Here is a 25,574-nt window from a genome sequence, read left to right as displayed (position 1 = left end):
AATTTAATGAGGGAAAATGGGATGATTCTATCATAAACAAGCATACTTCCAAAGAGGATAGTAAACTTAGTATTACAAGCTACTTAGTCAATTTCGATTCAAATCTTTCCCAATCTTTCTGTAAATCTACATCAGATAAGACGGGAAGTGTAGCATAGGAATAGTTATTTGAAGTTAAATAATCCATCGAAAGTTCAGCTACTTGATCAGTGCTCCAAGGAATTCCCTCAAATAAACCAGGAATAAATTTCCTCATACCAAGCAAGTAATATCCTCCATCATGTGCTGGCCCGATGACTACTTCACTTTCTTTTAATTTGTCAAATGCTACAGAAATAAGTTCTGCAGTAATCTCTGCACAATCCGTTCCTATTATTATTAATCGATCATAATTCTCTTTAAAAAGCTGTTCAAATGCGCAGCTCATTTTTTCTCCCAAACCCTCACCTGACTGCAATTCAAATCTATAGTCAGCGGGATATTTCGATAAATCTTCCTCCAGATGATTTGAAAAGAAAACAATCTTCTGTACGGGACTTTGTGATGTTATTTTATGCGTGTAATTGACCAAAAGTTGATAAGCATCAAATGCTGCTTGATCTCCGATAGTAGCAGCAAGCCTTGTTTTTACTTTGCCAAGCTCCGCATTCTTTTGAAAAATGATTAGTGCATCTTTCATGCTATGTAGTAGTTCCTCCACAACTTGATCCGGCGCCAGCAGTGCATCCAAAGCAATGATTTTTGACTATAATTTCTCGTTCAGTCAGTGACCTTTTGTTCCAGTTTTTGATATGCTGAGAATCTTCAGAAGTAACCTTAAGTTCTAGCATTTGATTGAAATCACAATCATACAAATGCCCATCCCAACCTACTGAGATGGTATTTCTACACATGACTCCGGCAGCGGCCACGGGATTGTAACTATCAATTAGTTTTTCCATATACTCCACATAATTTTCACTTCTCAGCAAATATTCCAAGAATCTACTTATCGGAAGATTGGTAATGGTGAATAAAGAGTTAAATGTAATTCCAAATTTATAAGAGAGTCGCTTTTTGAATTCTGCTTCCAAACCACTTTGGGCTGCTGGCATAAAAGCTCCAGAAGGGTTATATACCAGATTTAAAATCAATCCAGTTCCTTCTATCCCATACCCCTGCGCATTCAAAAGTTTGAGCGCTTTGATAGATTTGTCAAAAACCCCATCCCCACGCTGGGAATCCGTTTTCATTGCAGTGAAATAGGGCAATGAAGATGCAATTTCAATTCTATGTTCCCTGAAAAACTCAGGCAGATCGTGGTATTTCGGGTTTGCCAAAATGATCGTAAGATTACAGCGCACGATTATATTCACATCAGAATCTATTGAGCGGATAGCTTCTATAAACCATCGAAAGTCCGGATTCATTTCCGGTGCTCCACCAGTCAGATCAATTGTTGTGATTTCATGATTTCGTATGACCTCAAGGCATTGCTGCATGGTCTCCCTTGTCATGATTTCTTTACGGTCAGGCCCTGCGTCCACATGGCAATGTTTGCAGACCTGATTACACATTTTACCCAGATTGATCTGTAGAATATCTATCTGGGTTGGTTTTAAAGGAAAGAGATTTGTTTTCTTAAGTTCAGCAGCAAAACGATCTCCAGAAAAGCTTGGCATATCGCTTTCTAAGAGATGAATTTCTGCTTCTGAACTGGATAATGGGTGATCTTGTGCTTTAAGAGATTTCATTGATTACATAGAGATTTCCTTCACTTTATTCATCATTTGAGTAGCATGTACGAGCGACGCTCCTCCTCTGATAGCTGCTGCCACATGTACGGCCTCCATCATTTGCTCCTCGTCACAGCCCTTCTCCATAGTATCGGTGGTATAGGCATCAATGCAATAAGGACATTGGATAGTATGAGCTACCGCAAGTGCGATCAAAGATTTTTCACGGGCAGTCAGTGCACCTTCTGCAAAGACCTCTCCATAGTAATCAAAAAACTTGTCAGCTAGAGGCTTTTGAAATTCCCCTATTTTGCCAAATTTCTTAAGATCTTCCGGATTATAATAAGTTTTCATGGGAGTTTTAGTTTTAGTGTAGTTACGAAGTAATAGTGTTAGTTGGACTTACAACTCACATTTTACAAAATGGGTTTAGGTTACATGATTTTTTGTCAAAGATTTTGGAAATTAGGAACTGAATGAATTGCTGAACGTTATATTCAACGTATTCAAAATAGAACTTTTAAACAATAAACGACATGGCATTACGACTAGGCGACGAGGCCCCAAATTTTACGGCCGACACCACAGAAGGAACAATTGATTTTTACGAGTATTTAGGAGACGGATGGGGAATTTTATTTTCCCACCCAGCGGATTATACTCCAGTATGTACTACAGAGCTCGGAGCTGTAGCGAAACTCAAGGATGAGTTTGCAAAGAGAAACACGAAAGTGATGGCGTTGAGTGTGGATGGACTCGACAGCCATAAGGGCTGGATTTCGGATATCAATGAAACTCAAGCCACAGAGGTCAATTTCCCTATCATCGCAGATCCAGATAGAAAGATTGCTGATCTCTATGATATGATTCATCCTAATTCCAGTGAAAATTTTACAGTGAGATCGGTATTTGTGATTGGCGCTGATAAGAAGATCAAATTGATGATCACCTACCCAGCTAGCACCGGAAGAAACTTTGAAGAATTACTCCGCGTCATTGATTCTTTGCAATTGACTGCTAACTACTCAGTAGCTACGCCAGCCAACTGGAAGCAAGGTGAGGACGTAGTGATCGCTCCAGCGATCAAGGATGAAGATATCCCTGCCAAGTTTCCTAAAGGACACAAAGTCATCAAACCTTACCTAAGAATGACTCCCCAGCCAGACTTATAATCATCTGGTTTTCAATCAAAAAAGGCTTTCAAATGAAAGCCTTTTTTGATTGTCTATCCTTAGAGAGATTTACGATTCTACCAAGAGGAATTTTGCATTAGCAGCACCCTCTCTGACCGATTTAGCATGTTGGTAACCTTCAGAATTGTACCAAGCTTCAGCTTTCTCCTTTGTAGGAAACTTAAGCATTACCAATCGCTCATGGTTCCATTCTCCTTCCAGCACCTTCACAGGATTACCACGAAGGACGAACTTCCCTCCATAAGCTGAAACTGTTGCTGGCGTGAGTTGCTTATACTCATTGTATTTTTCAGGATCTGTGATATCTACTTCAACTATGACAAATGCAGGCATAAGATCAGATTTTGGTTATAAGTAAATTTACTTCAATTATCGGGATCATTCAAACCCGACACCGGCTGCAAATCTAGTTTTGGCATAGGAAATCTTCCGTTTGGAAAGTAACTCATTTAATGTGACTAGTGCACTGAAAACAGCTACTTCCCTGCTGTTCACCAAAAACAAACTGCTTTCTCCAATCTCAAAGCGTCTTAATTCACCTTGAAGTAGCATTTGCAACGCAGCAACATTTCGGGTGTATGTATTGATCTGAGAATTTAATGCTCTCCAGGTATTCAGTTCATTTTCGAGCTTTGTGCGAAGCTGAAGTTCTTTAAGTTCTCTGGAGTTTTCCTTGAAATCTATTTTAGCCTCTGCCAGACGCATCCCGCCTCTCGCCTTTCTCCACATCAATGGAGTGTACACTGTAAGCCCCCATTTATAATCATTCTCAAAAAAACTGGATTGCTCAAATTGATTAAGATTTTCAGTAAGGAAATTGTATTTGAGTTTTACAACAGGAATAATCTGCTGAGCCTTAAGTTGCCTTTCCACATCCAGAGTGGCCAATTCATAATCTACCAGCATTAATTCCGGGTGATCAGCAACGAGGACTCGAAGTTCTTCTTCATTCAAGAAAAGTAATTGGTCAGAATACAAATTCTCAGGAACTACTTGAAAATCTAAGGCTATGGGATTCCCAGAATCATCCCAAAGAAAATTGTTAAGCTCCTGAGTTCGCATAAAGAGCTCGTTTTCAGCTTGCTGAAGATTGTATTCTCTATTCAAAAGTTGAGTTGCTGCTTCTACGGTATCTATAGCTGGGAAGTCACCTTGCTCGTAGCTGATTTTCACCCCCCTAAATCTTGTTTTTGCCAGCTCTACCCCTTCTGCTTGCAGCTCTTTATTTGCGTAGGCTAAAGACCAACTCCAATATGCTCCTGTTGCTTGAAGGTATAATTCATTCAGCAGCCTTTTTCGCTCTGATTCTGTGGATTGCTGGTATATCTGAGCCTTCCGCAAACCTGCTCTCCTATCATCCAAAATCAACCCTTGCCCAAGATTTAAGGATGCTCCTGCGGATAATAACCCTCCTGATGGAACAGAGTATTCTGGATTAAGATATTGCCCTGAATTCTGTTCAAATACCCCATTAAGCTCAATACCAGCCCAGGTTGGGATAGAAATTCCCGCTTCTCGCTTATCGTAATACGTCTTTTCGTCGTAGCTTTTCTTGTCCAAATTACCATAAAGCAAGGGATCAAATTCACCTCTGGCTGTCCGGACTTCCATATCTCCCATAGTAAGCATTATATCTGCTTGAGCAGAAAGTGGATGATAGGATTTCACCCAATCCAAATAAGTATCAAATGCTAAGGTATCAGTACCTTGAGCATGAAGATTCATGCTGCAAGTAATTAGTAAGAAAGTAAATAGCAGTCTTTTCATTTCTTTCCCTCTGCTATATTCTCCTTCTGCTTTCGAGTGTAGTAGTCTGCTGGGAATCCATTGAGCTGTCTCCAGATCTCATACCAGACAGGCACATCATTGAGAAGCGCGATTCCATCAGCTCCAGACCCTACGCGCAATACTTCAGGCCATGATTGCTCTTCAGGATCCTCAGCCACTAATACTCTAAATTGATTACTCGTTCCAGCAAACTTATCTATTGCTACGATTACCCCACCAAAAGTACCATTGGACAACTTAGGCCAACCTGAAAAGACGATTGCTGGCCAACCGTCAAAGATGAAGCGTACTTTTTTCCCAACTACCATCAATGGCAGATCAACAGGAGATATATACATCTCCACAGCAAGTTCACCATTGGATGGAACAATATTGACTATAGGATCTCCTTCTTTTATCGTTTCGCCTAGACCTACCTGAATGGCTTCAGCTATGAAACCATCCTGAGGAGCCAAAATATGTCTGAATCCTTTCCGTGCTTCATAGTTGGAGTATTGATTTTCAAGTTTCGTGGCAGAGCCTTCCGCATCGTATTGACTTGACTGAGCTGTGAACATCTCCGATTCAGCTTTAGACAACTTATCTTTAAAATCATTGTCAATAGCATCTAACTCAAGTACCGCTGAAATGAGTGAGTTTTTACTACTCAACAAGCTATTCTCTGCACCAATTACGCTTGCCTGAACTTCCTGAAATTTCAACCTTCGTGTTTCTAAATCTGTGAGAGATCTTAAACCTTCCTCGTAGAGTTTTTCTGCTCTTCCAAGCTGCTTAATACCTATTTCATAATTGACTTTAGCTTGCTCAAAACGGATGCTGTCAGACTCTACTTTTAATTCAGCCATTTCAAGGTTATTCCTCGCTTGCTCTTTTCTTAAGATGTTATTTCGCTTCAAAGCCGCTATCTGGCTGTCTAGAGCCCTTACCTTTTCTTTATAAGAGAGTGCGGAAAGATTCTTGGCGTCAACTTGACGCTGCGTCCTAGGTAACAGTAAGGAATCGAAATACTCATCTTTCACCTCAGTAATACTGATGATAGTATCTCCCTTATTTACGAAAGCTCCTTCGCTTACATACCACTTATCGATTCTACCTGCTATTACCGAGTGAATGGTCTGAGCACGATGTTCAGGCTGAAGCATAGTAACATAGCCTTTTGACCGGATATACTGCGTCCATGGGACAAATAGCATAAGAAACACAACACAACAGGACACAAAAAGGATTCTAACCCTTTTCCTCTTCTGCTCACTTGCAACAGTCATTTTGAGACTTTCTGTTTGGTCAAATGGGCTCCTATCTTTGATTACATTTTCAGAGATGTTTAACATAGTCTTAAGAGTTAAGGGTTAAAAAATTTTGATATCCTGCTTGATTTCCTTGGTAGATAATATTTCCCTCATCCATTACGATTACCTGATTAGCTTGCTTAATTACTTCTTGATCTTGGGTGACCATCAATAGTGTCCACTTGCCTCCAAACAAATGAGTTTTTACACGTTCTTTTACATCATTGTCTATATGTTGAAGCGCATTTTCTAATATCATCGCCTGAGGTTCTCCCACAAGTGCTCTAGCTAGCATAATCGATTGTGCGTGCTTTCTAGACAATCCTCTTCCTTCTGGAAGAAGCATGGTTTTTAAATCGTCAGGCAATTGGAATATAAAATCCTTAAGCCCTACCAATTCTATGAGAAATGCCAACTGATTCTGATCAATATCACGACCTACCAAAATATTTTCAGCTATGGTACCATGGAAAATCTGCTGCAATTCCATACAATCACCAACCACAGATCTATATTTATCCAAATGAATCATCTCCAAAGGGAGATCATTTATTTTCACTTGGCCCTTATAACTTTCATACAATCCTGAAAAGAGAGCAAGCATTGCACTTTTACCACTACCACTTTTGCCTGTAATTACTGCTTTTGTACCCGGCTCTATCGTAATTGAAACTCCATTCACAATAGGTTTATTCACATCCCTAGGTTGAAAAATCACATTTTCCATTGCAAGTTTGATTCCTGAAGATTGTGAAGTGATATCCTTTTCGGACTCATTATGATCTTCAAGTTCCATATCCATGACCTTACCTAACTTCTCTGATGCTACAAGGGTGTCATAAACCGTCTCCAACGAAAGAATCAATTTCTCTACTGCATTGACCACCATCAGTATAATAACTTCTGCTGCTACGAATTGACCAATACTGATTTGCTCATTGATCAATAGTAAACTGCCCGCTATCAAAAGGCTGGTTACGATCAACACCTTAAAACCAATAAGTACTTTGTATTGAAAAACCAATACAGAAAAATGATGGATTCTAAACTCCAAATAGTGCTTCAGGAGCTCATCAACACGAAGAATTGGTAATCTGGAATTTCCACCAACGAGCTTAAATGTATTAAGCGTCCTCCCAATTTCTTCTAGCCAAAAAGCTGTCTCATATTTATATGTAGACTCTTTAATCGCAGTAGACATGCCTTTGGGACTCGTGAAATAAAATATGGTCACTAAGATAATAAAAAGCACTATCCCAAATAAAATGAAAGTGGCATGATAAAATGACAATAAAATCAGCCCAAAAATCACTTGAATTAACGCAGTGGAATATTCCACTAAAATCTTGGACACCCCTTTCTGGAGATTTACTGTATCGAAAAATCGGTTAACAACCTCTGGAGCATAAGTTCCATGGAAAAGTTCAGATTTTATCTTTGGAAGTCTATATGCAAGAGATAGCCCTGATTTGGCAAATATTCTTTGCTGCAGTTTCTCTGTAATCTGCAACTGGGAAATTTGTAGGAAGCCCCCAAAAGCTATACCTGCGGCAACTATTAGCACTAAGATTACCCAAGAAGTAGTAATCCTTCCGCCCAAAACAAAATTCAAAATTGCCTGAATTCCAAGCGGTAGAGATAATGCTACCAGTCCATTCAATATGGCATAAAAGTATATGGAATATACCTGATCCTTCTCCTCTTTCAGCAGATTAAAAAATCGCTTTATTGGAGTCATTGTATTTGTATTATTCATTTGAAATTGCCTTTAGAATTATATTTTCAAAAAAGACCAGACGATTTTTAGCGTCTAATGATTGCTCAGTCATACCGGGCAAGTGCTTTGCATTGAATGCATGAAGTAAACTGGACTCAATGACGGTATAAGCCAAGGTTTTCGGATAAGGATATGAAGGGTTTATTTCAAAAATCAAATTGGATATTCGCTGACCAAAATTATAAACTTGGGCAAAAATCCCGCTTTCGTGCTCTACATCTACCGTTTTGGTTAAGTAGCCTTTGAGAGATTCGTTGACCACAATATTTCGTAAATCCTCAGGGTTGATATGCATATTTCTAGTAAAAAAAGGTCCATTAACCATAAGTTTCATAGCAATAGACAAGCGAGCTTCACTACTTTCTAGATTTGCAGTAGCATACACATAATTAACTTCCATCCATGCCCAGTACCAAGCAGTAAGGTAAAGCAACAGCATATGCTTATTCTCAAAGTAACGGTAAACTGCCGCCTCTGTCACTCCAATATGATTTGCAAGTTTCTTAAATGTAAAGTGCTCCATCCCCAAATCCCGTATTAACGTAGCTCCCTCCTGCACTATGGAACTACCTAATTCGGAGCTAAAAGGTTCCTTCAGATAAAGGTTATCATGTACCTCCATCTTCATAGTATTTAATAGATTCTCCATAGAAAAGTCCTTTAATTATGATAGAAACGCTTAATCTTAAGAAAAGTTAACAAATCTTTCAAAAAGTTAGTATTACTAACAAATAGTGAATTTCAATTGATTTGGTATAATGTAAATGACTGCAAATTAAATTCTTCGGGTATAAAGATAAGCCCATGCAATCAACAGCGGGTGGATGATTATCAACCTAAACCAACCTGTCCATGGTGGCAGACAAATCCCATTTTCAATACATGAATTGAGCTCGATAAAGTAAACATGAGCTGGAATAAAAGCTAGTAACATCAGGATAATTCCCCATGCAGCCCATTTTCTAGAGGAAGGAAATAAAAGTGCTATTCCAAATCCAACTTCACAAATTCCTGCAATTAAGTTTAATAGAGAATGATTTGGAAGGTATTCAGGGATCAATCCGAGATAGCTATCAGGATTAACAAAATGATTGAGACCGGCTAGCGAATAAAAAACTGCCATTACATATAGACCTATAATTCTGAGTTTTTTCATATGACAATTCGCTTATTCTTAACTTTATTTGGGTGGGATAATTGATTATTGTGGAACATCAAATTCTGGTATCTTACTTATTCAATGGCAAAAAGCACATCTTTTTTCAGATTTAATATTCGTCCTTGGGTATTTTGGCCTCCATTCATTCTATTAATACTTGCTGTTTTCAGCAGTATTTTATTTCCTGATTCGTTTATATCCGCATTCAGGTATATACAACAAAGTATACTCACCAACTTTTCATTGGGTTTTAGTTGGGTTTCGTTTGTTATGACTTTGCTGACAATAGCTGTGTTCTTTTCGCCACTTGGAAATTACAGAATCGGTGGTAATTCAGCTGTCCCAAGATTGAATAGAATCAGCTGGTTTGCAATAGTCCTCTGTACAACCATCGCTATAGGCATCTTGTTTTGGGGAAGTGCAGAGCCACTATCCCATTTTCTTTTCCCGCCGGACTTCAAAGGATTTCAAGCAAATTCAGAAGAAGCTAAGTCGTTCGCATTGGGAGCTTTATACTTTCACTGGGGTTTTACTCCGTACGCTATTTACGCTGTGCCAGCCTTGGTGTTTGCCTTGATGTTTTACTCTGGCAAAAGCCGATTTAGTCTTAGCATCATGCTCAGGCCTATGATTGGCAGTTCACCTCATAGGTTTTGGGAAACAGGACTGGATATGTTTAGTCTTTTCGCTTTGGTGACAGGAATGGCAGCAGCACTTGGAGCAGGAATACTCAGTCTTTCCGGTGGTTTTCTGGCCCTTTTCCCAAAGTTAAATCCCACATTCCTTACCGGATTTATAACCTTAGGGATCTTGGTTACATTTATCATTTCAGCATCTACAGGCATTGAGAAGGGAATAAAAAACCTCTCATTATTCAATCTGGGATTCTTTTTTCTGATCGCTTTTCTATTTGTGGTTTTAGGGGAAAAAAGTAAAATTCTAAACTCGATTCTGACGGGTTTCACCAAATACGGCTCAAATTTCACTGACTTAAGTCTACAGCTAAGTGGAGCGGGAAACAGCTGGACGTACGATTGGTCCACTTTTAATTTTGCTATGTGGATGGCGTGGGCACCAATGACCGCATTATTCCTAGGGAAGATAGCTGTGGGCAGGACAGTCCGGGAATTTCTATTGGTAAACTGGTTTTTACCTGCTCTATTTTGTCTGATTTGGATGGGGATTTTTGGAGGAACTACACTGGATTTTGCTTCGAAAAGTCCTGAGATTTACAAAAACCTTTTTCAAAATTCCGGTCCCGAATCTATCATCTATAAAGTATTTGAGGACATGGGATATTTCAAAATCTTTGCTCAGCTATTCATTCTTGGTATTTTCATATCCTATGTCACAGCTGCTGATTCCAGCACTGATGCTTTGGCAAGTATTAGTATGAAAAAGCAAGATGGAGATCCGTTCCGATCAGATACCAATCTGAAAGTTCTCTGGGGTGTGTTGATCGGATTTCTATCCTGGGTGATGATCACTTATTCTGGAATAGACGGTGTGCGGATTCTGTCTGTAATTGGCGGACTACCAGCTTTATTTTTCCTACTTCTAGTTTCTGTATGCCTCCTGATGATGCTGATTTCTCCCAAAAAATATCTATCCGATCAATAACCTCGATATTTCAATTTACCCACATTATATAGGTATAACACTTTAGAATAGCGAAGCATCAATGGCATCAGAATCACATTAGAGACAGCCACAGTAGTAAGATACATCCAAAGCTCAGGCCTAACCATCAGCACATTCAACACCACCATTGTAGTGATTACCAGCGCTACCGAGAAGGCATAACTCACATACATTGCACCATAGAAAAAATCAGGCTCAGCATGGAAGTTAGCACCGCAAACCGAACAAGATTTATTGACATCGGACAATTTCCGGAAACTATACACTGGAACAGAAAATAAATCCCCCTCGTGACACTGAGGACATTTAGCCCCCGCAATAGCTTTGATAGTACTTTTATTACTCATATCTGATTAGAAAAAGAAATGATTTGGATGCCTTGCCATCATGGGAAAGGATTTGGAAATGGGAAGGAAACTCTGTACTAATTTCTATCGAAAGATCTCATCAATATCATAATCCTTACCTATTCCCCATTGAAGAAGTTCTTCGATGGTATAGAATTCAAGGGTATCAAGATCTTTGACTTTAAAATTTGTACCACGCAAACGAGCGACAATCTCGACTTGCCTGACTTCGCCCATGTTTACTAGTTGATATTTTCTACCTACTCGTAGGTTATCAAGCGCTATCGGCATATTAGGCTTTATCTTTAATCACCACGCCAACTGCTTCAAAGGTAATCTCTCGCTTAGGCTCAGTGATCGCATCCACTTCCTCTTTGCTCATGCCTTCATCTTCAGCATAATGCCTCAATGTTTTTACATCTGTCTCCGTCAAGACTGCCACACCTTCCAAAATGATAGGATATCCTTGAGAAGTAGTCGGAACAAAAAAACCATAATCCTTAAAAGTCACTCGCATGCTTTCTCCATTAGGAAGATCCATTGTAAGCCAGCAACCCTTTTTGGTACATACTTCTTTAATTTCTCCAGAAATTTTTCCCTCGAAATCCCCTTCTTTTTCAACAACTAAAATCATCTCCGCTGGAGAAACTACTCCTGCTACTTCTAGATCAGCACCATAATTTCCAGGAATTGTGTCAGCAGCGTCTACTTCCGTTTCTGCTCCCTCAATTACTGTTTCAGACTTCTGATTTTGACAGGCAGTGCTAAGCGCAATACCAAATGCGAGTACAACTAAATGGGGAATTTTCATCTGTATATTTTTTGTTTTTCAATCGTCAGATAGCTCGTCCCGAACTCGATTCGGGAGAATCTTTCATGTATGATAATCATTCCTCCGTGTGTCACTTGCGACATGCTCGATTTCATAGCATTATTAGATTAATGCCCAAAAATACGCTTAAGAATCGGAGAGAAAAAGAAAAGTGTGAATGTTTGGCAAACTTCTGCTAATTCAAAATTCCTGTCTATTTGCTCTATTTATTACGAAAAGATCGATTGCGAAAAAGATTTGAAACAATTTTTTCAATAAAACTTCAATTTTTTTAACAATCCTGTAATTTTGCATTCAAATTAACCTATTGACCCTGCACATGCCTCATCCTACAAAGTTCATTATTGATTTTGATAGCACCTTCACTCAAGTAGAAGCCCTGGATATTCTGGGAGAAATAAGCCTTCTAAACGATCCCGAAAGGGAGGTAAAACTAAGAGCCATTAAGGACATTACTGATAAAGGCATGGAGGGTAATGTGACCTTTCGTGACAGTTTGATCCAACGAATCGATATCCTTAAAGCCAGCAAATCTCAAATAACCGATTTGATCGCTGCTTTAAAGAAAAAAGTTTCCAAGTCCTTTGAACGAAACAAAGAATTCCTTCAGGATAATTCAGAGAACATCTACATCGTTTCCAATGGCTTCAAAGATTTTATCATTCCTATCGTGGCAGATTATGGTATCCATCAAGACAATGTTTTTGCTAATGAATTTGTCTACGATGAATCGGATAATATCGTAGATTTCAATCGTGATAATCCACTTTCTCAGAATAATGGAAAAGCGGAAACCATCAAAAAAATCAATCTTGAAGGAGAAATCTACGTGATCGGTGATGGTTACACAGATTATGAAATCAAAAAATCTGGCCTGGCCAATAAGTTTTATGCATTCACTGAAAATGTTAACCGTCCTAAAGTAACCAAAGAGGCAGATCATATAGCGCCAAGTTTGGATGAAATCCTATACGTCAATAATTTGAATACGAAATTCTCTTACCCAAAAAGCAGAATCAAGGTACTGCTCCTTGAAAATGTCCACCAAATCGGTGTCGATTTACTCAACGAAGAAGGTTATGAAGTTGAAGTTGTAAGTTCTGCCATGTCAGAAGAAGAACTCTGCGAAAAAATCAAAACTGTCTCTATTCTAGGAATTCGCTCTAAGACCAATGTCACCAAAAAGGTATTGGAGAATGCCAATAGACTGATCGCTGTAGGTGCATTTTGCATCGGAACTAATCAGATCGATCTGGAAACTTGTCAGGAAAAAGGAATCGCGGTATTCAATGCTCCTTTCAGCAACACCAGATCAGTGGTGGAAATGGCCATCGCAGAAATTATCTTCTTGATGAGAAATTTTGTAGATAAAACCGCTTCCATGCATGATAGTAAGTGGGACAAATCTGCATCAGGAAGTTTCGAGATCAGAGGTAAGAAACTAGGCATTATAGGTTATGGAAATATCGGCGCTCAGCTTTCAGTCCTTGCAGAAAATATGGGACTGAATGTGTTCTATTATGATGTCATAGAAAAGCTAGCCCTTGGTAATGCCACGAAAGTCAATTCTCTGGACGAATTGCTTGAAACATGCGATATTATTTCTCTTCATGTAGATGGCAGAAAAGAAAATCATAATATCCTGAGCAGAGAGAAAATAGAGAAAATGAAGCCCGGCTCCTACTTAGTAAATCTAAGTCGTGGCCATGTGGTAGAAATCCCAGCTGTTCGTGACGCGATCCTTTCTGGAAGATTAACAGGTTGTGCTTTCGATGTATTCCCCGAAGAACCTAAGAACAATAAAGAGCCATTCGTTTCTGAATTGATTGGCTTACCCAATACAATCTTGACTCCTCATATAGGTGGTAGCACGCTGGAGGCACAAGAGAACATTGCCCGATTTGTACCCGGCAAAATCATGGAATACATCAATACGGGCAATACATACAACTCCGTCAACTTCCCTAATATTCAGTTGCCTTTCTTACAAAATGCGCATAGACTTATTCATATTCATTTGAACGAGCCGGGTGTTTTGGCAAAAATCAATCAGATCTTGGCGAACTTCGAAATCAACATTGTTGGTCAATACCTAAAGACAAACGAGAAAATTGGATATGTGATCACAGACATTGACAAGGCTTATTCAAATGAAGCAATCAATGCATTGAAACTCATTCCCGGCACGATCCGATTTAGAGTTCTTTATTAAGAAATATGATTCTTCCACAATAAAAAAGTCCCGGTGTATCGGGACTTTTTTATTGTCTAGAAAGTTGACATCATTTATCCAGCAGTCTTCTATGATAATTTATTTGGCCTAGGTGATAGCTAAAATGGCCAAAGAGATGAATCAGAAAATAATTGTGAGACATTTTTGATCCAAACACTTCCAAAGGATAATCTTTCTCAAGCATTGCTTCATCCAAGCCTTCCAGACTGGCAGTCACTACATTTTGCAGCTTTTCTATCCTGTCTATTAATTCTGATTTGGGAACATTCTTTCCGGAAAACTCAAATTCTCTATCTCGGATATATTCAAAACCTCCGATTTCTTTACCCACAAAGTGAGACATATTCCCAACTAAATGAAGACAAAGGTTGCCTGCTGAATTTGTGATATTGTGGTCTACTTTCCACAAATTCTCTTCGTTGGAATATGCGTTTATTTCCAGTTTCAGTCGATCTATATCTCGCTCAAATAGTCTTATAAATTCCTGAATCACCATAGCTCTTTAGTCCGTTGAAAACTTCAAATAGGCTTTTGCCATCTTTTCATCATATTTATTAGCAGCATAAGCAGAACCATTGTAGCATTCAGCAAATTTTGCCCAATTTTTCGCTCGTAAATAGTCTATACATCCATTTTTCAAGATATAGCGGCCAAATACTTCTAAGTGATTTCTTTCATGTTTGTACATCTCGTCAACAAATTGCTGAACAGAAGGGTAACCCAGAGGAATAGCATGAAATCCCATAACCTGATAACTTCCCCATGATGCGGAGGCTAAAGCTGCCTCTCTGAATTTTGGATCTGATGATATGGTAGCAGCCAGCTCCAGACGTCCGTACTCTCTCGATCCTCCTAAGTAATGATTTTTGCTAAATTTTTTATACAAAACAGTTTCGTTGAAAGAATTGGCAAAATCCTCAGGATTTATTCCTCTTGCTTTCAATTGTCGCCAAAAAACATGGCCTTCAAACAAAATCTTCGGTCTTCCGTCAATAAAAAATCCCTTCCCAGAACTTTCTACCTCATTCACAGCTTTTACGGCTGCTAGATCCAACTGGTATCTTTTTGCAAAATCAATGAGGTCTTGCTCACCAAGAAAGATATTTCCGAATACATCAGCTGGTTTTGTTTTGTCAAATAGTAAAGTCCACGTTTTGATGCCTACCTCACCATCCACTATCAGCTGATTCTTCATTTGGAAGTCTTTAACAGCAATTTCGGTTTCTAATCCAAAATAACCTGATGAAGGAATTTCATAACCGATTTTTCCTAAAAGCTCCTGTAAAAATGAGACGGATGAGCCTCTTGATCTGAGTCTTATGTATTGCATTGCTTTGAGATTTAAAAATAAAAAGTACTTCAATTTAATTGAAGTACTTCGTAATCGCAATTGCAAATGTGGTTAGTTACTCAGGATCTACGACATTTCGCCTATTTGCATATTTACCTGGCTTCACTCCATTTGACTCCGTAGAAACCTTTGGTTGAGTTGGTTTTTTAGCTTCAACAGGCTCGGCTTGAACCTCTTTATGAACTTCTGTTCCAGAGTTTTCTCTTCTTGGAAATGGCTTTCTATTCCCGGGAGAACTAGATTTACTTTTTTTATTGAATCCGGATTTCTTCTTTGAACCATAGTCAGACTTGCCTTTCTCCGCTTTGCCTGTGTACGTTGGGCCAGCTTCAAATCCTTCGGGAAGCGGATTTTGGGTGATCTTCATCCCAATCAGCTTTTCTATATTATCAAACTTATACTGATCTTTAGGATTGACGAAAGTAATAGCAGCACCTTTTGCATCTGCTCGGGCAGTACGTCCTACTCTATGGACATAATCTTCCGGATCAGATGGGGTGTCATAATTGATGACCAATTCTATCCCTACCACATCGATGCCGCGGGAAATAATATCCGTTCCTATCAGGATTTTCACTGATTTATTTTTGAAGGCAGACATGATCTTCTCACGCTCTACCTGCTCCAAGTCCGAGTGAAAGGCCTCAATATCAAATTGCTTTCTTAGCACTTTAAAAAGTGATTTCACTTTATCCTTAGTCGAAGCAAAAATTATCACTGCATCGTAAGCTTTTTGAGAAAGTATGTTTTTGACTAATTCTTCCTTCTGCGTATCATATACAGAATACATGGCTTGAGTAACACCTTCAGCCGTTTTACCCATTGCAATGGATATTTCAGCAGGGTTGTTCAGAAACTTCATGCTGAACTGCCTGATTTTAGGAGGCATGGTAGCAGAGAAAAGAACGGTTTGCCGGACTTTAGGAAGGTAATTGACGATTTTCAGAATATCATCTGAGAATCCCATATCCATCATTCTATCCGCTTCATCAAGAATCAAATGCTCAAGCGATGTCAAATCGATTTTGCCTCCTGCAAGAAGGGCGATAAGACGTCCAGGTGTGGCTACGATAATTTCAGCTCCAGTTTCAAGAGCTTTCTTTTGCTGCTCCCAGACTATGCCATCACCTCCTCCATAAATTGGAATAGAGCTTATCCCAAGGAAATATGCAAATCCTTGGATCTGTTGATCGATCTGAATAGCAAGTTCCCGAGTCGGCGCTAGAATAAGTGTATTCAAAGTGCTTGTTTCGTTCTTGCTTATCTTGTTTAAAATCGGAAGTATAAATGCTGCTGTCTTACCTGTTCCCGTCTGGGCACAAGCGATAAGATCCCTATTTTCCATGATGACCGGAATGGCCTTTTCCTGGATTGGAGTTGGTTTTTCAAAACCCATTGCGTCCAGTCCTTCCTGAAGCGAGGTTTCAAAGTTAAATGATGAGAATTCCAAAATGAGGTGAGTGAAGTAATGTAAAAAACAGGCATTATCTTTTATGCCTATTCAAATATAGCCCCTAATTGTACAGAAACACAAATAGATGGATTTTCCAAGGTACAAAGACTTGTCAGAAATGCCAATAGTAATTGGATGAAAAGAACCTAAATACCTTCTTGCAAACTGGAGGAAGATTGGGAAAGTTCAATGGCTATAATTATCTTGTTGAATAGATCTAATTAGTTCTGAGGTTAGTTGTTATATTTTCGGCTCTTTTGAGTCTTACTGTTTTATTGAATTATGAAGATGATAATAATAATTTCCAGATAATTCCCTAATGAATCCAATCATCAAAATGCTTCCTGAGACAAAACTAGTTGGGATAAAGAAAAGAATGAGTTTTCTAAACAATCAAACTGGACAGTTATGGAAATCATTTATTCCCAAGAAAAATGAAATTCAGAACAGTGAAGGGAGCGAATTGTATTCCGTGGAAGTGTATGACTCCCCCGCCTATTTCGTTTCATTTGATCCTGCCGCTGAATTTGAGAAATGGGCGGCTGTGAAGGTGGAAGATTTTAAGGATATACCAGAAGGGCTGGATACAATAATTATCCCAACAGGACTTTACGCTGTATTTCCATTTAGAGGAATGGCAAGCGAGGCTACTAAAATGTATCAGTATATTTTTGGAAGCTGGGTTCCAGATTCAGCTTATGAGATAGATAATCGACCTCATTTTGCGTTGATGGGAGAAAAGTACAAAAACAATGATCCTAACTCAGAGGAAGAACTCTGGATTCCAATTAAACCAACAAGCAATGAATAGCAGCGATTATAGTTTTGCGGTTTTTCTTATGATTCTAGCCTTTATTACTGGGCTAATCCAAGGCGTTATCTATATGTTTCTTGGGAATCAAATGTTTTTTCAAGACTTTTTTATTGCCTGGTTTATACTTACAAATGCTATCAATTTCACTTCCATAGCTTTTTTAGCTAAGTATTTCTATTCCAAAAGTTACAGACCTGCTTTGCTTACTCTCTTGCTTTCTGCTATTGCCACTTTGATACAAGTAGTGCTATTTTATATGATGATAGTAGAGCGCAAGTTTGATGAATATTATTTTCAGGCTTTGACATTCTCCTTATTTTCAGGTCTTCTCCTAGGAGGAGCCCTCACTTTTTCAGAATCTTCGAAACGAAAATGGCTTAAAATTACCGGGGTTCTGTTAATGATTTCAAGTGGAATTTTAATGGCAATAGCATATTGGAGCGTTTCTGCACAAGACTTTCAGTTCCTTTCCACTTTAGATAAGTCAGCAAAATGGGTGTCACTAGGTACAGCTATAATCCCGATCTTTTTGGCACTTAACTTTCAGGATGAGCTTAAATCATATTCTAACGCTAAATTTAAAATTGCTAGCTATGCTTATGGAATCTTAGGTATTCTATTTATCCTTGCTTTTCTCACTATCAGCATTCCCTTCGCTACCGCCTGTTATTCCCAAGTCTACTGGCAAGGAAAGAATCAAGAAAGGGCAGATCAACTCACTGAGCTTTTTGAAGAAAATACATTTGTAGGCAGTCAAGGAGACAGCCTGCAGTACCTCTTACTCAGGCCAGTTCAATTTGATTCTACAAAAGAATATCCTCTGGTGGTATCACTTCCCTATGCAGGATATCATGCAAGTACAGCACAGGTTCTTTCAGAAAATGTAAATAGGTTAAAGTACCCAGCGTATATTTTTGTACCCTTTTGTCCAGAGGGTAAAGGCTGGGGCGGTGTTCCAAATACTCCTGTAATTGATAAGTTGGTGTTCGAAGCAATAGAAGCGCTAGACGAGCAAGAAAACATTGATAAAAACCGGCGATATATTACCGGAGTCTCCCGTGGTGGTTATGGAACCTGGCACTTTATCACTGCAAGACCCGATTTATTCGCTGCTGCTATTCCAGTCTGTGGGGAAGGTGATACTTCTTTAGCCTCGAAAATCACTCAGGTTGCAGTATGGGCTTTTCATGGGGAAAAAGACAGAAATGTACCAGTGAATGGATCAAGAGAAATGATTGAAGCAATAGAAGCTGCTGGTGGAAATCCACTTTATACGGAATATGAGAACGAAGGTCATAATATTTGGTATCAAGTGAGTTCTGATCCTGACTTGTGGCCTTGGCTATTTACCCAGCATAAAGAAAAAAGTGCCCAAAATTAACTTGTGGGCACTTTTTTCTATTTGATTTCACTCATTGGTAGTATTATCCGAATAACTTCTCCAAAATCTTATAGGTAATCAAGTAAGTCGGTCTTACCCCTTCCATTCCCAAAGCTCCAGAAGCTAACGTACTTCCTGTTTCCAAGGGATTATCTGATGCGTAGTAAGCATAGAGAACCTTTACATTGGATCGTATGGACTTACGGATTTTTGATGCTGATTGAATGGCTTTCTGATAATGAGCTCCTTCCATTTCCAACCCTACGGCTTTCCATGACGATTCCATAAAGTAGGTTAGAATATCCTTATTCTGAAGTGAAGTACCCAATACAGAAATCATAGGACCTGAATAAACTCCCAAACCATAACCTTCAAAATCGGCTTTTTTCAATTCATTTTTGAAAGGATAGTTGTCTGCCGTACCCTCAAAAACATGCGCATTTGGGATCATTAGATCCCCTTTGCCTCCATAGAGAATACCCGCTTTACCCATGATCGAAGTAGATACCACGTTCAATGGAATTGATTCTCCCTCCTTATCGTAGGGTTTCAAAAGTTCATCAAAGCATTCGTAAGCTTGCTCTCCAAAGGCATAATCCATTACCACAAATACGGGTCTTTTCTCTATTTCCTTTGGCAACTTAACTCCCGGAATCAGGTCATCCTTCTCCAAAAGTGCCGTATCTATAATCTGAGCACCAATGTTTGTTCCTGACTCATCTGGTAGATTGATGAAACCATGCTTAGCAGCATACTTGTCAATCGCCGCTCCTTTATTATTTTTAGCTTTAACTGAGATCTCCATCACCACATTTTCAAGTTCCTCGTAGTTCTTTAGCTTAAGTAGCTGAGTACCGTAAATTGTATTGACAACAGAATGAAGATTGGCAGAAATGATATGAATAGGTCGCTTCAGTAAATCATGCTCATCAAGCGCAATTTTAATTCTACGAGCCCACATTTCGCCATAGACGTGATGGCCGATGCGCTCTCTAAGTGTTGTGGAAAATGATATCTCTCTATCCAGATGCTTTGAGGCTTCATCCTGAGCTAGCCTACCCATATGATACACGATGGAAAAAAGGCTGTTGGAATTACTGCTTTTTTCAAACTTATCTACTGCCTGAACGGTCTCTTCGTAGGTTCTGCCGATAAGATGACTCAAGTAAGCACTTGCGGCTTCCTTTTCAAACTCCTCACCGGCTGCTTCCTTCTGTACAAATTCTTCCAGCATAAGCCAGTTTGTAGAAATCTTGCCTTTTGGATCAGTGCTGTTATTATATATTTTGTTTGACTCGATATATAAAAATGTCAAGTGAGTCAAAATATCATAGATATCGGAGCGACCGCGAGTCATTTCCACATACATGATATGCTCATCAAGTCTATAGCAATTTCGCTTACGCTTGGCGGGCACAATAGCCTCCAACTTAGACGTCTCATAGCCTTCACGGCTGATCAGACGAACGAATCGACACTCTTCTATCCCTCGGGGAAGTCGCTCCATCACATAGAGCAAACCATCCAATTCCATCTTCTCATTGTCAGTCACCAATCCGTAAATCTCAGGACTCAAAACACGCAAGGCATCTACAAGACTTTCTCCTGAAACCCCCATTGGTTTGTAACTACCTCGGGTAAAAAGGTGCCGCATCGTAATGTATAATCGCTCAATCGCGGCTCTGGATTCATGTGCTCGGGTTCTTTTCATATATTTATAATTGACTTTCAATGGACATATGGAATCTCGCTCGGTGAATAATCATCCCTCTCTGTGTCGCTTTCGACATGCTCGATTTCATGTGTATATAATTGATTTTTATTGGCCACATGGAATCTCGCATGGAAAATAACCATTCCTCTGTGTGTCGCCTTCGATATGTTCGATTTCTTAAGTACAAATGGGTTTTGCGAGACAAAATAGCAAATACTATTTTAAGCGCTCTGCAAAGAATTTCTTCAGCTTGTCCACTTTTGGCTTGATCACAAACTGACAATAAGGTTGTGATCCGTTCTGGTTATAGTAATCTTGATGATAATTCTCCGCTGGATAAAAATTAGTAAAAGCAGTAATTTCTGTGACTATCGGATTGTCAAACACCTTAGAATCATTTAATTGAGTCTTAATAGTATGCGCCAATTTTTCCTGCTCAGGACTGTGAAAGAAAATTGAAGAGCGGTATTGTGGTCCTGCATCAGCTCCCTGCCTATTTAAAGTAGTAGGGTCATGAGTAGCCCAAAAGATTTCCAAAAGTTTCGACAAACTTATTACCGAAGGATCGTAATAAACCTGAATTACCTCAGCATGACCCGTCGTCCCCGAGCAAATAGCATTATAAGTGGGGTTCTCAATAAATCCTCCAGAATAGCCTGAAATGACCTTTTCTACACCTTGAAGTTCCTGAAAGACGGCCTCTATGCACCAAAAGCAACCTGCTCCAAGCGTAATCAAATTTAATCCTTCAGGAATATGTACTTCTGTGGTAGGTAGTTTCAATTCGTTATCCATAGCTCAGTTTTCATGTGTTTATAATTGGTTTTTATTGGTCACATGGAATCTCGCATATTTGATAATCATACCCATGCGTGATGCTTGGGTCATGCTCGATTTCTAGTTTCATACCCAACTGAAATGAATCTACTTAAGTTTGTTTGGAGAAGATATTATCAATGGAATAGTCCTAATCAAGTTATAGTCAATAGGCTGTTCAGAGGCAACTACAATTAAACCTTCCCGAGACAATTCAATTGCTTCTGTATTCACTTCTTCGAGAAATCGTTTCCAATCCTCCGGAAACATCTGTTGTACAATTTCAGATGTAGCAAAACTTTCACCCTTTTTCCGACTTAACATGTCTAAAATGGCTGTTCGGAGAACTTCCATAAGTGGGTTTTATTTGCAAACCATTATAAATGCTGGAGGAAGATTTTTAAGAGTAAAGCTGGTATTCACGTGCCCAAAATGCTTTTTGAAAAGATTTTTCAACAGGTAAGAATAACATATCTGGATAAAAAATCCGCCACTTGTCAGTGCTGATTTACTTTGAGACAATATCTGATCCTTCAATTCCACTGCAAAAAAACTGAAAGGCAGGCTGGAAAGAACATAATCTGCACTTCTACCATGTAGATACTCACCAATATTTTCAGCTGAATCGTTTATAATTCTGACATTTTTTTGAGGAAATTCCTTTTCCATAGATTTGCAAAAGGATTTGCTAATTTCAAAAACTAAAAGCTCAGTATCTGGATTCAATTTTTCAACTACCCCTTTGGTAATACTTCCATCTCCGCCTCCCAATTCAATAATTAACTTGGCATCTTTAAAATCAACATGATCAAGCATTTTTTTTACCAATGTTTTTGAACTGAAAGTAACCGCTCCAGTTGTGCTCAGGTTGGAATATAACTCCAACAACAAATCCGATTTGCCCATATAATTTTTATTCTCCCCTTGAAGATACCTGATTTTGACCTATCTTTTCGGTCTTCACCCAAAAAGCTAACACGCAAATATGGCCCAAAAGGCTGAAATTCGATCTAATCTACCGGCAAAAATTCAAACAACTCTAAATAACTTTTGGAGTATGTCGCTGATCTTCTCAATTTTGATGTTTTTGACAAGAGCGATTGAATGGGTTTTAGTTTTTAATTCTCACACACTTCGTGTTAGTTTTAGAGAGGTAGTTGGCTATAGCTTGTTTGAGGATATCAATTGGATTCTATATTTTCTCGGCTTACTATTCATTCTTCATGTAGCTACAAGTTTGTTGTCGATTAAGTTGGCAAAATGGTTTACCCAATCATGGTTGGTGATAGCACTAGTAGTTCAAACTGCCTTAATTTTCTATTTTCTTAAGACTCTTCTTCCTCTTGGAAATGATCTTTTTGCATACAACTTAAATGACATTATCCTTACTGTAAGATCTTCAGGGCTGTTGAACTATATGACTGTAGGGGCTGGATTATTATTTTTCATCCTTCTTTTTTACATTTTTAGCCTTGCTAATAAGTATCTGAAATTCAGCACAAAAGTATCTGCTGTGTTTACCATTACTACATACTGGTTTTTGATCTTCTTCTATTTTTTCCCAATCACAGAATCGGACAAATTAGACGAAGTAAAAGTCAATATTGAACTAAACAAATCAAAATACCTATCCGAGCAAGCATTTGACTACTTCATGTATGAGAATGAGTATTATTTTGATTTCTATCTGAGGTCAATTAATGATGCCTTGTTTGTCAAAAAGGAATACTCAGATCCTTCCTATCCATTTCTTCATACAGCTGAATATCCTGATGTGCTTAGTCCATATTTCGATAGTCTTTCATCTCCACCGGATATAGTTTTTGTGCTTATAGAAAGTATAGGTAAGGCATATTCGGGAAAAGGAGCTTACTTGGGAAGCTTTACTCCTTTTTTGGATTCCCTAGAGTCTCATAGTCTGGTTTGGACGAATGCTATTTCATCTACGGGAAGGACTTTCGGCATTCTTCCAGGACTTTTTGCAGGGCTCCCATTCGGTGAAAGAGGATTTCTAGAACTCTATGAAGATTTTCCACATCATGAGAGCCTGATTAGTATATTGAATAATAATGGCTATGAGTCAGGCTTTTTCATAGGATGGGATGTAAGTTTTGACCATCAAAAGGAATTTATGGAGTATTCCGAGATATCACAAACTATAGATATTGACGACTTTGATTCAAAATATGAGAAAATGCCCTCTGCAAATGGTTTCTCTTGGGGCTATGGTGACAAAGAGATATTCAGTAATGGCTTGTCTTTTTTTCCCAAAAATAATGATAATCCTCAATTAGGAATTTTTCAAACAGTCACATCCCACGATCCTTATATAGTTCCTGAACGGGAATTCTATTCAAGAAAATTTGAAAATCATTTAGAAAACTATTTAAACCTGACAGAAGAGAAGAAACCGGAATATCGAGATTATCAGGACATTTATATGACGGTACTTTATGCAGATGATGCTGTGAAAGACTTTATTACTGCGTACAGCCTGAAACCAGAATTCGCTAATACAATATTCGTATTTACAGGAGATCATCGTCTACCGGAAATCCCCATGGCATCTCGATTAGACAGATTTCATGTACCGTTGATTATTTATTCACCGCTGATTAATAGACCAACTTATTTCAAAGGAATGAGTAGTCATTTTGAAGTCACTCCTTCTCTTTTGGCTTTTTTGCAAGCGCAAATCGGAATACAACTACCTGAACAAGAGATTTGGATGGGGCAGGTTTTGGACACTTCCCGAGTGTTCCAATCCCAGATAGCTATGCCATTGATGCGAAATAAGAATCAATTAATGGAATACATAGATGGGGAATATTTCTTATCAGATGATCAGCTGTTTGTAATCACAGACGGTTTAAACATAGATCCTATCGATGATCAAGCGTTGAAGACTAAGCTGACGGGAGAGTTTGAGGATTTCAAAAACAAAAACAACTACACTGTTCAAACACGAAAGTTGTTACCGTTAAATTAGCGATCGCCACGTTTTTTTTCCTTGTAAGTTTTCTGCAAGACTTGAGAAAGTAATGGATAAAAATAATTCCAATAAAAGCTTTCCCTATCGGTATAATCAGTCACAAGGTGAAATCCTCGCCAAAGGCTCGGTAATCCTTTGAAGCGTGGAGATCCAATAGAATTTTGTATGTCTGAAAAATCTCCAGCAAAATAATAATATTGTCCCTTTCCTACATCTTTTACGACTGCAGCAGGAAAATATCGTGGCAAACCCATATCTCTGAGCTTATTTCTTCCTTGTTCAGATGGCTCTATATCATAATAGGAAATCACCTGATAATCTCGCTCAATAAACACGACATCAAACCAATCTGGATATGGCACTACTTCAGGAAGTTTAAAACCATGCTGATTGATTCTTTGAGTACGGATTTTGGGTGTTTCTCCAAAGTAATCTATACCGTTAGAAAACGCTTCTACAGTTCCATTTTCATGGACAAACACAATTCCAGGCCCAGCTGACACCCAAGTATCGTCATGTTGCTCTACATATTGACTTATAAACCATTTTGGAATATCCTTATTGATAGTAGTATCCATTTCATCGAAATATCTCGCTATCCACCCTGTCCATTTGAGTCCCATCAGATTCTCAAACTCTGTTCTAATGCCTGCAGATGTGGGCGATGCCATAGTATTAAATTCTGCGATAATAGTTTTATGCTGTGCCACAGCTTCACGTAATAAATTGATATCACCACGATTTAATCCACCATAAATCTTTTTCGAAATCTCCTCTGAATCTATCTTTTTGAAATCGCCTTCAAATACACCATAGGTATCTGCAAAGTAGAGAACATCAAGACTATTAGCTTTTTCAACTATCTCATTTTCTGAAAGTTGTGACAATTCTCTGAAAGTACCGAATGAAGAAGTATTATCCGGAAAAAAACCCAGATAGTCTTTATCTTTTTGATAAAATTCTCCAGCCTTATTCTTAAACTTCAGATGTTCTAAAGCCCAAAAAATAGACTGATGCTCCTGATAGTTGTCTGTAGGAACGGTTTTATCAATTACTAAAATCTCCATTTTTTTGGCTGG

At 38.7% G+C, this 25,574-nt stretch carries 26 protein-coding genes; 6 read left to right on the top strand and 20 right to left on the bottom strand.

The window, feature by feature from the left end:
* Nucleotides 1-79: 79 nt before the first annotated feature.
* Genes SYJ56_RS08220 through SYJ56_RS08210 form a run of 3 tightly spaced genes read right to left on the bottom strand, consistent with a single transcriptional unit; the run spans nt 80 to nt 2,069 of the window.
* Nucleotides 80-679: a TIGR04282 family arsenosugar biosynthesis glycosyltransferase gene (locus tag SYJ56_RS08220; RefSeq protein ID WP_323833326.1), complete on the bottom strand. Its 600-nt coding sequence runs from the start codon at nt 677-679 to the stop codon at nt 80-82.
* Nucleotide 680: 1 nt separating this feature from the next.
* Nucleotides 681-1,733 carry an arsenosugar biosynthesis radical SAM (seleno)protein ArsS gene (arsS, locus tag SYJ56_RS08215; protein WP_323833324.1) on the bottom strand — a complete coding sequence of 351 codons (1,053 nt, stop codon included), beginning with the start codon at nt 1,731-1,733 and terminating at the stop codon, nt 681-683.
* Nucleotides 1,734-1,736: 3 nt separating this feature from the next.
* Nucleotides 1,737-2,069 carry an arsenosugar biosynthesis-associated peroxidase-like protein gene (locus tag SYJ56_RS08210; RefSeq protein ID WP_323833322.1) on the bottom strand — a complete coding sequence of 111 codons (333 nt, stop codon included), beginning with the start codon at nt 2,067-2,069 and terminating at the stop codon, nt 1,737-1,739.
* 182 nt (nt 2,070-2,251) lie between these two features.
* Here SYJ56_RS08210 and SYJ56_RS08205 point away from each other — a divergent pair, with 182 nt between their 5' ends.
* A complete protein-coding gene (locus SYJ56_RS08205) occupies nt 2,252-2,887 on the top strand; it encodes a peroxiredoxin (RefSeq protein ID WP_323833320.1) in 636 nt (211 codons plus the stop codon).
* A 69-nt stretch (nt 2,888-2,956) separates the two neighbouring features.
* Here the strand turns inward: SYJ56_RS08205 and SYJ56_RS08200 are convergent, their stop codons facing one another.
* From SYJ56_RS08200 to SYJ56_RS08175, 6 genes are all read right to left on the bottom strand, one after another.
* A complete protein-coding gene (locus tag SYJ56_RS08200) occupies nt 2,957-3,241 on the bottom strand; it encodes a DUF1330 domain-containing protein (protein ID WP_323833318.1) in 285 nt (94 codons plus the stop codon).
* A gap of 45 nt (nt 3,242-3,286) precedes the next feature.
* Nucleotides 3,287-4,633, bottom strand: coding sequence for a TolC family protein (locus SYJ56_RS08195; protein ID WP_323833317.1), 1,347 nt, complete (start codon nt 4,631-4,633; stop codon nt 3,287-3,289).
* Between the two features lie 38 nt (nt 4,634-4,671).
* Nucleotides 4,672-6,027, bottom strand: a complete 1,356-nt coding sequence (locus tag SYJ56_RS08190) for an HlyD family secretion protein (RefSeq protein WP_323833315.1) — start codon at nt 6,025-6,027, stop codon at nt 4,672-4,674.
* Nucleotides 6,028-6,031: 4 nt separating this feature from the next.
* A complete protein-coding gene (locus SYJ56_RS08185) occupies nt 6,032-7,741 on the bottom strand; it encodes a peptidase domain-containing ABC transporter (RefSeq protein ID WP_323833314.1) in 1,710 nt (569 codons plus the stop codon).
* Nucleotides 7,734-8,411, bottom strand: coding sequence for a TetR/AcrR family transcriptional regulator (locus SYJ56_RS08180; protein WP_323833313.1), 678 nt, complete (start codon nt 8,409-8,411; stop codon nt 7,734-7,736). The genes SYJ56_RS08185 and SYJ56_RS08180 overlap by 8 nt, the downstream gene beginning before the upstream one ends.
* Before the next feature lie 126 nt (nt 8,412-8,537).
* Nucleotides 8,538-8,918, bottom strand: coding sequence for a DoxX family protein (locus SYJ56_RS08175; protein WP_323833312.1), 381 nt, complete (start codon nt 8,916-8,918; stop codon nt 8,538-8,540).
* An 84-nt stretch (nt 8,919-9,002) separates the two neighbouring features.
* On the opposite strand from SYJ56_RS08175, the gene SYJ56_RS08170 reads away from it, so the two are divergent.
* The gene (locus SYJ56_RS08170; RefSeq protein WP_323833310.1) at nt 9,003-10,541 is read left to right on the top strand and encodes a BCCT family transporter; all 1,539 of its coding nucleotides are present in this window, start codon (nt 9,003-9,005) and stop codon (nt 10,539-10,541) included.
* Here the strand turns inward: SYJ56_RS08170 and SYJ56_RS08165 are convergent.
* From SYJ56_RS08165 to SYJ56_RS08155, 3 genes are all read right to left on the bottom strand, one after another.
* A complete protein-coding gene (locus SYJ56_RS08165; RefSeq protein WP_323833308.1) occupies nt 10,535-10,909 on the bottom strand; it encodes a DUF983 domain-containing protein in 375 nt (124 codons plus the stop codon). The two genes, SYJ56_RS08170 and SYJ56_RS08165, sit on opposite strands and share 7 nt — an antisense overlap.
* Nucleotides 10,910-10,993: 84 nt before the next feature.
* On the bottom strand, nt 10,994-11,200 hold the full coding sequence (locus tag SYJ56_RS08160) for a hypothetical protein (protein WP_323833307.1): 207 nt from the start codon (nt 11,198-11,200) through the stop codon (nt 10,994-10,996).
* Between the two features lies 1 nt (nt 11,201).
* The gene (locus SYJ56_RS08155) at nt 11,202-11,720 is read right to left on the bottom strand and encodes a DUF4920 domain-containing protein (protein WP_323833306.1); all 519 of its coding nucleotides are present in this window, start codon (nt 11,718-11,720) and stop codon (nt 11,202-11,204) included.
* Between the two features lie 340 nt (nt 11,721-12,060).
* Here SYJ56_RS08155 and serA point away from each other — a divergent pair, with 340 nt between their 5' ends.
* Nucleotides 12,061-13,953, top strand: a complete 1,893-nt coding sequence (gene serA, locus SYJ56_RS08150; RefSeq protein ID WP_323833304.1) for a phosphoglycerate dehydrogenase — start codon at nt 12,061-12,063, stop codon at nt 13,951-13,953.
* 70 nt (nt 13,954-14,023) lie between these two features.
* On the opposite strand, the gene SYJ56_RS08145 is transcribed toward serA, so the two are convergent.
* From SYJ56_RS08145 to SYJ56_RS08135, 3 genes are all read right to left on the bottom strand, one after another.
* Nucleotides 14,024-14,470: a DinB family protein gene (locus tag SYJ56_RS08145; RefSeq protein ID WP_323833302.1), complete on the bottom strand. Its 447-nt coding sequence runs from the start codon at nt 14,468-14,470 to the stop codon at nt 14,024-14,026.
* Between the two features lie 6 nt (nt 14,471-14,476).
* Nucleotides 14,477-15,304 carry an N-acetylmuramidase family protein gene (locus tag SYJ56_RS08140; protein WP_323833300.1) on the bottom strand — a complete coding sequence of 276 codons (828 nt, stop codon included), beginning with the start codon at nt 15,302-15,304 and terminating at the stop codon, nt 14,477-14,479.
* Between the two features lie 76 nt (nt 15,305-15,380).
* Entirely contained in the window at nt 15,381-16,775 is a 1,395-nt protein-coding gene (locus SYJ56_RS08135) for a DEAD/DEAH box helicase (protein WP_323833297.1), read from the bottom strand.
* 322 nt (nt 16,776-17,097) lie between these two features.
* Here SYJ56_RS08135 and SYJ56_RS08130 point away from each other — a divergent pair, with 322 nt between their 5' ends.
* Nucleotides 17,098-17,589: a GyrI-like domain-containing protein gene (locus SYJ56_RS08130; protein WP_323833296.1), complete on the top strand. Its 492-nt coding sequence runs from the start codon at nt 17,098-17,100 to the stop codon at nt 17,587-17,589.
* Nucleotides 17,582-18,973 (top strand): carboxylesterase family protein, encoded by a 1,392-nt coding sequence (locus SYJ56_RS08125; protein ID WP_323833295.1) that lies wholly within the window; start codon nt 17,582-17,584, stop codon nt 18,971-18,973. Before SYJ56_RS08130 ends, SYJ56_RS08125 begins: the two co-directional genes overlap by 8 nt.
* A gap of 43 nt (nt 18,974-19,016) precedes the next feature.
* Here SYJ56_RS08125 and SYJ56_RS08120 read toward each other — a convergent pair whose 3' ends face one another.
* The 4 genes from SYJ56_RS08120 to SYJ56_RS08105 form a co-directional block, all read right to left on the bottom strand.
* Complete coding sequence (locus SYJ56_RS08120) at nt 19,017-20,684, bottom strand: DUF6909 family protein (RefSeq protein ID WP_323833293.1); 1,668 nt, start codon at nt 20,682-20,684, stop codon at nt 19,017-19,019.
* Nucleotides 20,685-20,903: 219 nt separating this feature from the next.
* A complete protein-coding gene (gene msrA / locus SYJ56_RS08115) occupies nt 20,904-21,482 on the bottom strand; it encodes a peptide-methionine (S)-S-oxide reductase MsrA (RefSeq protein WP_323833292.1) in 579 nt (192 codons plus the stop codon).
* A gap of 129 nt (nt 21,483-21,611) precedes the next feature.
* Nucleotides 21,612-21,857 carry a DUF3253 domain-containing protein gene (locus tag SYJ56_RS08110; RefSeq protein ID WP_323833291.1) on the bottom strand — a complete coding sequence of 82 codons (246 nt, stop codon included), beginning with the start codon at nt 21,855-21,857 and terminating at the stop codon, nt 21,612-21,614.
* A gap of 9 nt (nt 21,858-21,866) precedes the next feature.
* Nucleotides 21,867-22,409 carry a class I SAM-dependent methyltransferase gene (locus tag SYJ56_RS08105; RefSeq protein WP_323833290.1) on the bottom strand — a complete coding sequence of 181 codons (543 nt, stop codon included), beginning with the start codon at nt 22,407-22,409 and terminating at the stop codon, nt 21,867-21,869.
* Nucleotides 22,410-22,560: 151 nt separating this feature from the next.
* Between SYJ56_RS08105 and SYJ56_RS08100 the strand changes: the two genes are divergently transcribed.
* The gene (locus SYJ56_RS08100) at nt 22,561-24,492 is read left to right on the top strand and encodes an LTA synthase family protein (protein ID WP_323833289.1); all 1,932 of its coding nucleotides are present in this window, start codon (nt 22,561-22,563) and stop codon (nt 24,490-24,492) included.
* Here the strand turns inward: SYJ56_RS08100 and SYJ56_RS08095 are convergent.
* The gene (locus SYJ56_RS08095; RefSeq protein WP_323833288.1) at nt 24,489-25,562 is read right to left on the bottom strand and encodes a hypothetical protein; all 1,074 of its coding nucleotides are present in this window, start codon (nt 25,560-25,562) and stop codon (nt 24,489-24,491) included. The two genes, SYJ56_RS08100 and SYJ56_RS08095, sit on opposite strands and share 4 nt — an antisense overlap.
* Nucleotides 25,563-25,574: the final 12 nt, after the last annotated feature.

Origin of the sequence: Algoriphagus aurantiacus (assembly GCF_035156405.1) — a bacterium.
GTDB classification, from domain to species: domain Bacteria; phylum Bacteroidota; class Bacteroidia; order Cytophagales; family Cyclobacteriaceae; genus Algoriphagus; species Algoriphagus aurantiacus.
This window is presented reverse-complemented; position numbering and strand designations above follow the sequence as displayed.

Coding starts and splice junctions, on each gene's coding strand:
- SYJ56_RS08220 (WP_323833326.1), bottom strand. CDS start 679: ATGAAAGATGCACTAATCATTTTTCAAAAGAATGCGGAGCTTGGCAAA.
- arsS (WP_323833324.1), bottom strand. CDS start 1,733: ATGAAATCTCTTAAAGCACAAGATCACCCATTATCCAGTTCAGAAGCA.
- SYJ56_RS08210 (WP_323833322.1), bottom strand. CDS start 2,069: ATGAAAACTTATTATAATCCGGAAGATCTTAAGAAATTTGGCAAAATA.
- SYJ56_RS08205 (WP_323833320.1), top strand. CDS start 2,252: ATGGCATTACGACTAGGCGACGAGGCCCCAAATTTTACGGCCGACACC.
- SYJ56_RS08200 (WP_323833318.1), bottom strand. CDS start 3,241: ATGCCTGCATTTGTCATAGTTGAAGTAGATATCACAGATCCTGAAAAA.
- SYJ56_RS08195 (WP_323833317.1), bottom strand. CDS start 4,633: ATGAATCTTCATGCTCAAGGTACTGATACCTTAGCATTTGATACTTAT.
- SYJ56_RS08190 (WP_323833315.1), bottom strand. CDS start 6,027: ATGTTAAACATCTCTGAAAATGTAATCAAAGATAGGAGCCCATTTGAC.
- SYJ56_RS08185 (WP_323833314.1), bottom strand. CDS start 7,741: ATGAATAATACAAATACAATGACTCCAATAAAGCGATTTTTTAATCTG.
- SYJ56_RS08180 (WP_323833313.1), bottom strand. CDS start 8,411: ATGGAGAATCTATTAAATACTATGAAGATGGAGGTACATGATAACCTT.
- SYJ56_RS08175 (WP_323833312.1), bottom strand. CDS start 8,918: ATGAAAAAACTCAGAATTATAGGTCTATATGTAATGGCAGTTTTTTAT.
- SYJ56_RS08170 (WP_323833310.1), top strand. CDS start 9,003: ATGGCAAAAAGCACATCTTTTTTCAGATTTAATATTCGTCCTTGGGTA.
- SYJ56_RS08165 (WP_323833308.1), bottom strand. CDS start 10,909: ATGAGTAATAAAAGTACTATCAAAGCTATTGCGGGGGCTAAATGTCCT.
- SYJ56_RS08160 (WP_323833307.1), bottom strand. CDS start 11,200: ATGCCGATAGCGCTTGATAACCTACGAGTAGGTAGAAAATATCAACTA.
- SYJ56_RS08155 (WP_323833306.1), bottom strand. CDS start 11,720: ATGAAAATTCCCCATTTAGTTGTACTCGCATTTGGTATTGCGCTTAGC.
- serA (WP_323833304.1), top strand. CDS start 12,061: ATGCCTCATCCTACAAAGTTCATTATTGATTTTGATAGCACCTTCACT.
- SYJ56_RS08145 (WP_323833302.1), bottom strand. CDS start 14,470: ATGGTGATTCAGGAATTTATAAGACTATTTGAGCGAGATATAGATCGA.
- SYJ56_RS08140 (WP_323833300.1), bottom strand. CDS start 15,304: ATGCAATACATAAGACTCAGATCAAGAGGCTCATCCGTCTCATTTTTA.
- SYJ56_RS08130 (WP_323833296.1), top strand. CDS start 17,098: ATGAATCCAATCATCAAAATGCTTCCTGAGACAAAACTAGTTGGGATA.
- SYJ56_RS08125 (WP_323833295.1), top strand. CDS start 17,582: ATGAATAGCAGCGATTATAGTTTTGCGGTTTTTCTTATGATTCTAGCC.
- SYJ56_RS08120 (WP_323833293.1), bottom strand. CDS start 20,684: ATGAAAAGAACCCGAGCACATGAATCCAGAGCCGCGATTGAGCGATTA.
- msrA (WP_323833292.1), bottom strand. CDS start 21,482: ATGGATAACGAATTGAAACTACCTACCACAGAAGTACATATTCCTGAA.
- SYJ56_RS08110 (WP_323833291.1), bottom strand. CDS start 21,857: ATGGAAGTTCTCCGAACAGCCATTTTAGACATGTTAAGTCGGAAAAAG.
- SYJ56_RS08105 (WP_323833290.1), bottom strand. CDS start 22,409: ATGGGCAAATCGGATTTGTTGTTGGAGTTATATTCCAACCTGAGCACA.
- SYJ56_RS08100 (WP_323833289.1), top strand. CDS start 22,561: ATGTCGCTGATCTTCTCAATTTTGATGTTTTTGACAAGAGCGATTGAA.
- SYJ56_RS08095 (WP_323833288.1), bottom strand. CDS start 25,562: ATGGAGATTTTAGTAATTGATAAAACCGTTCCTACAGACAACTATCAG.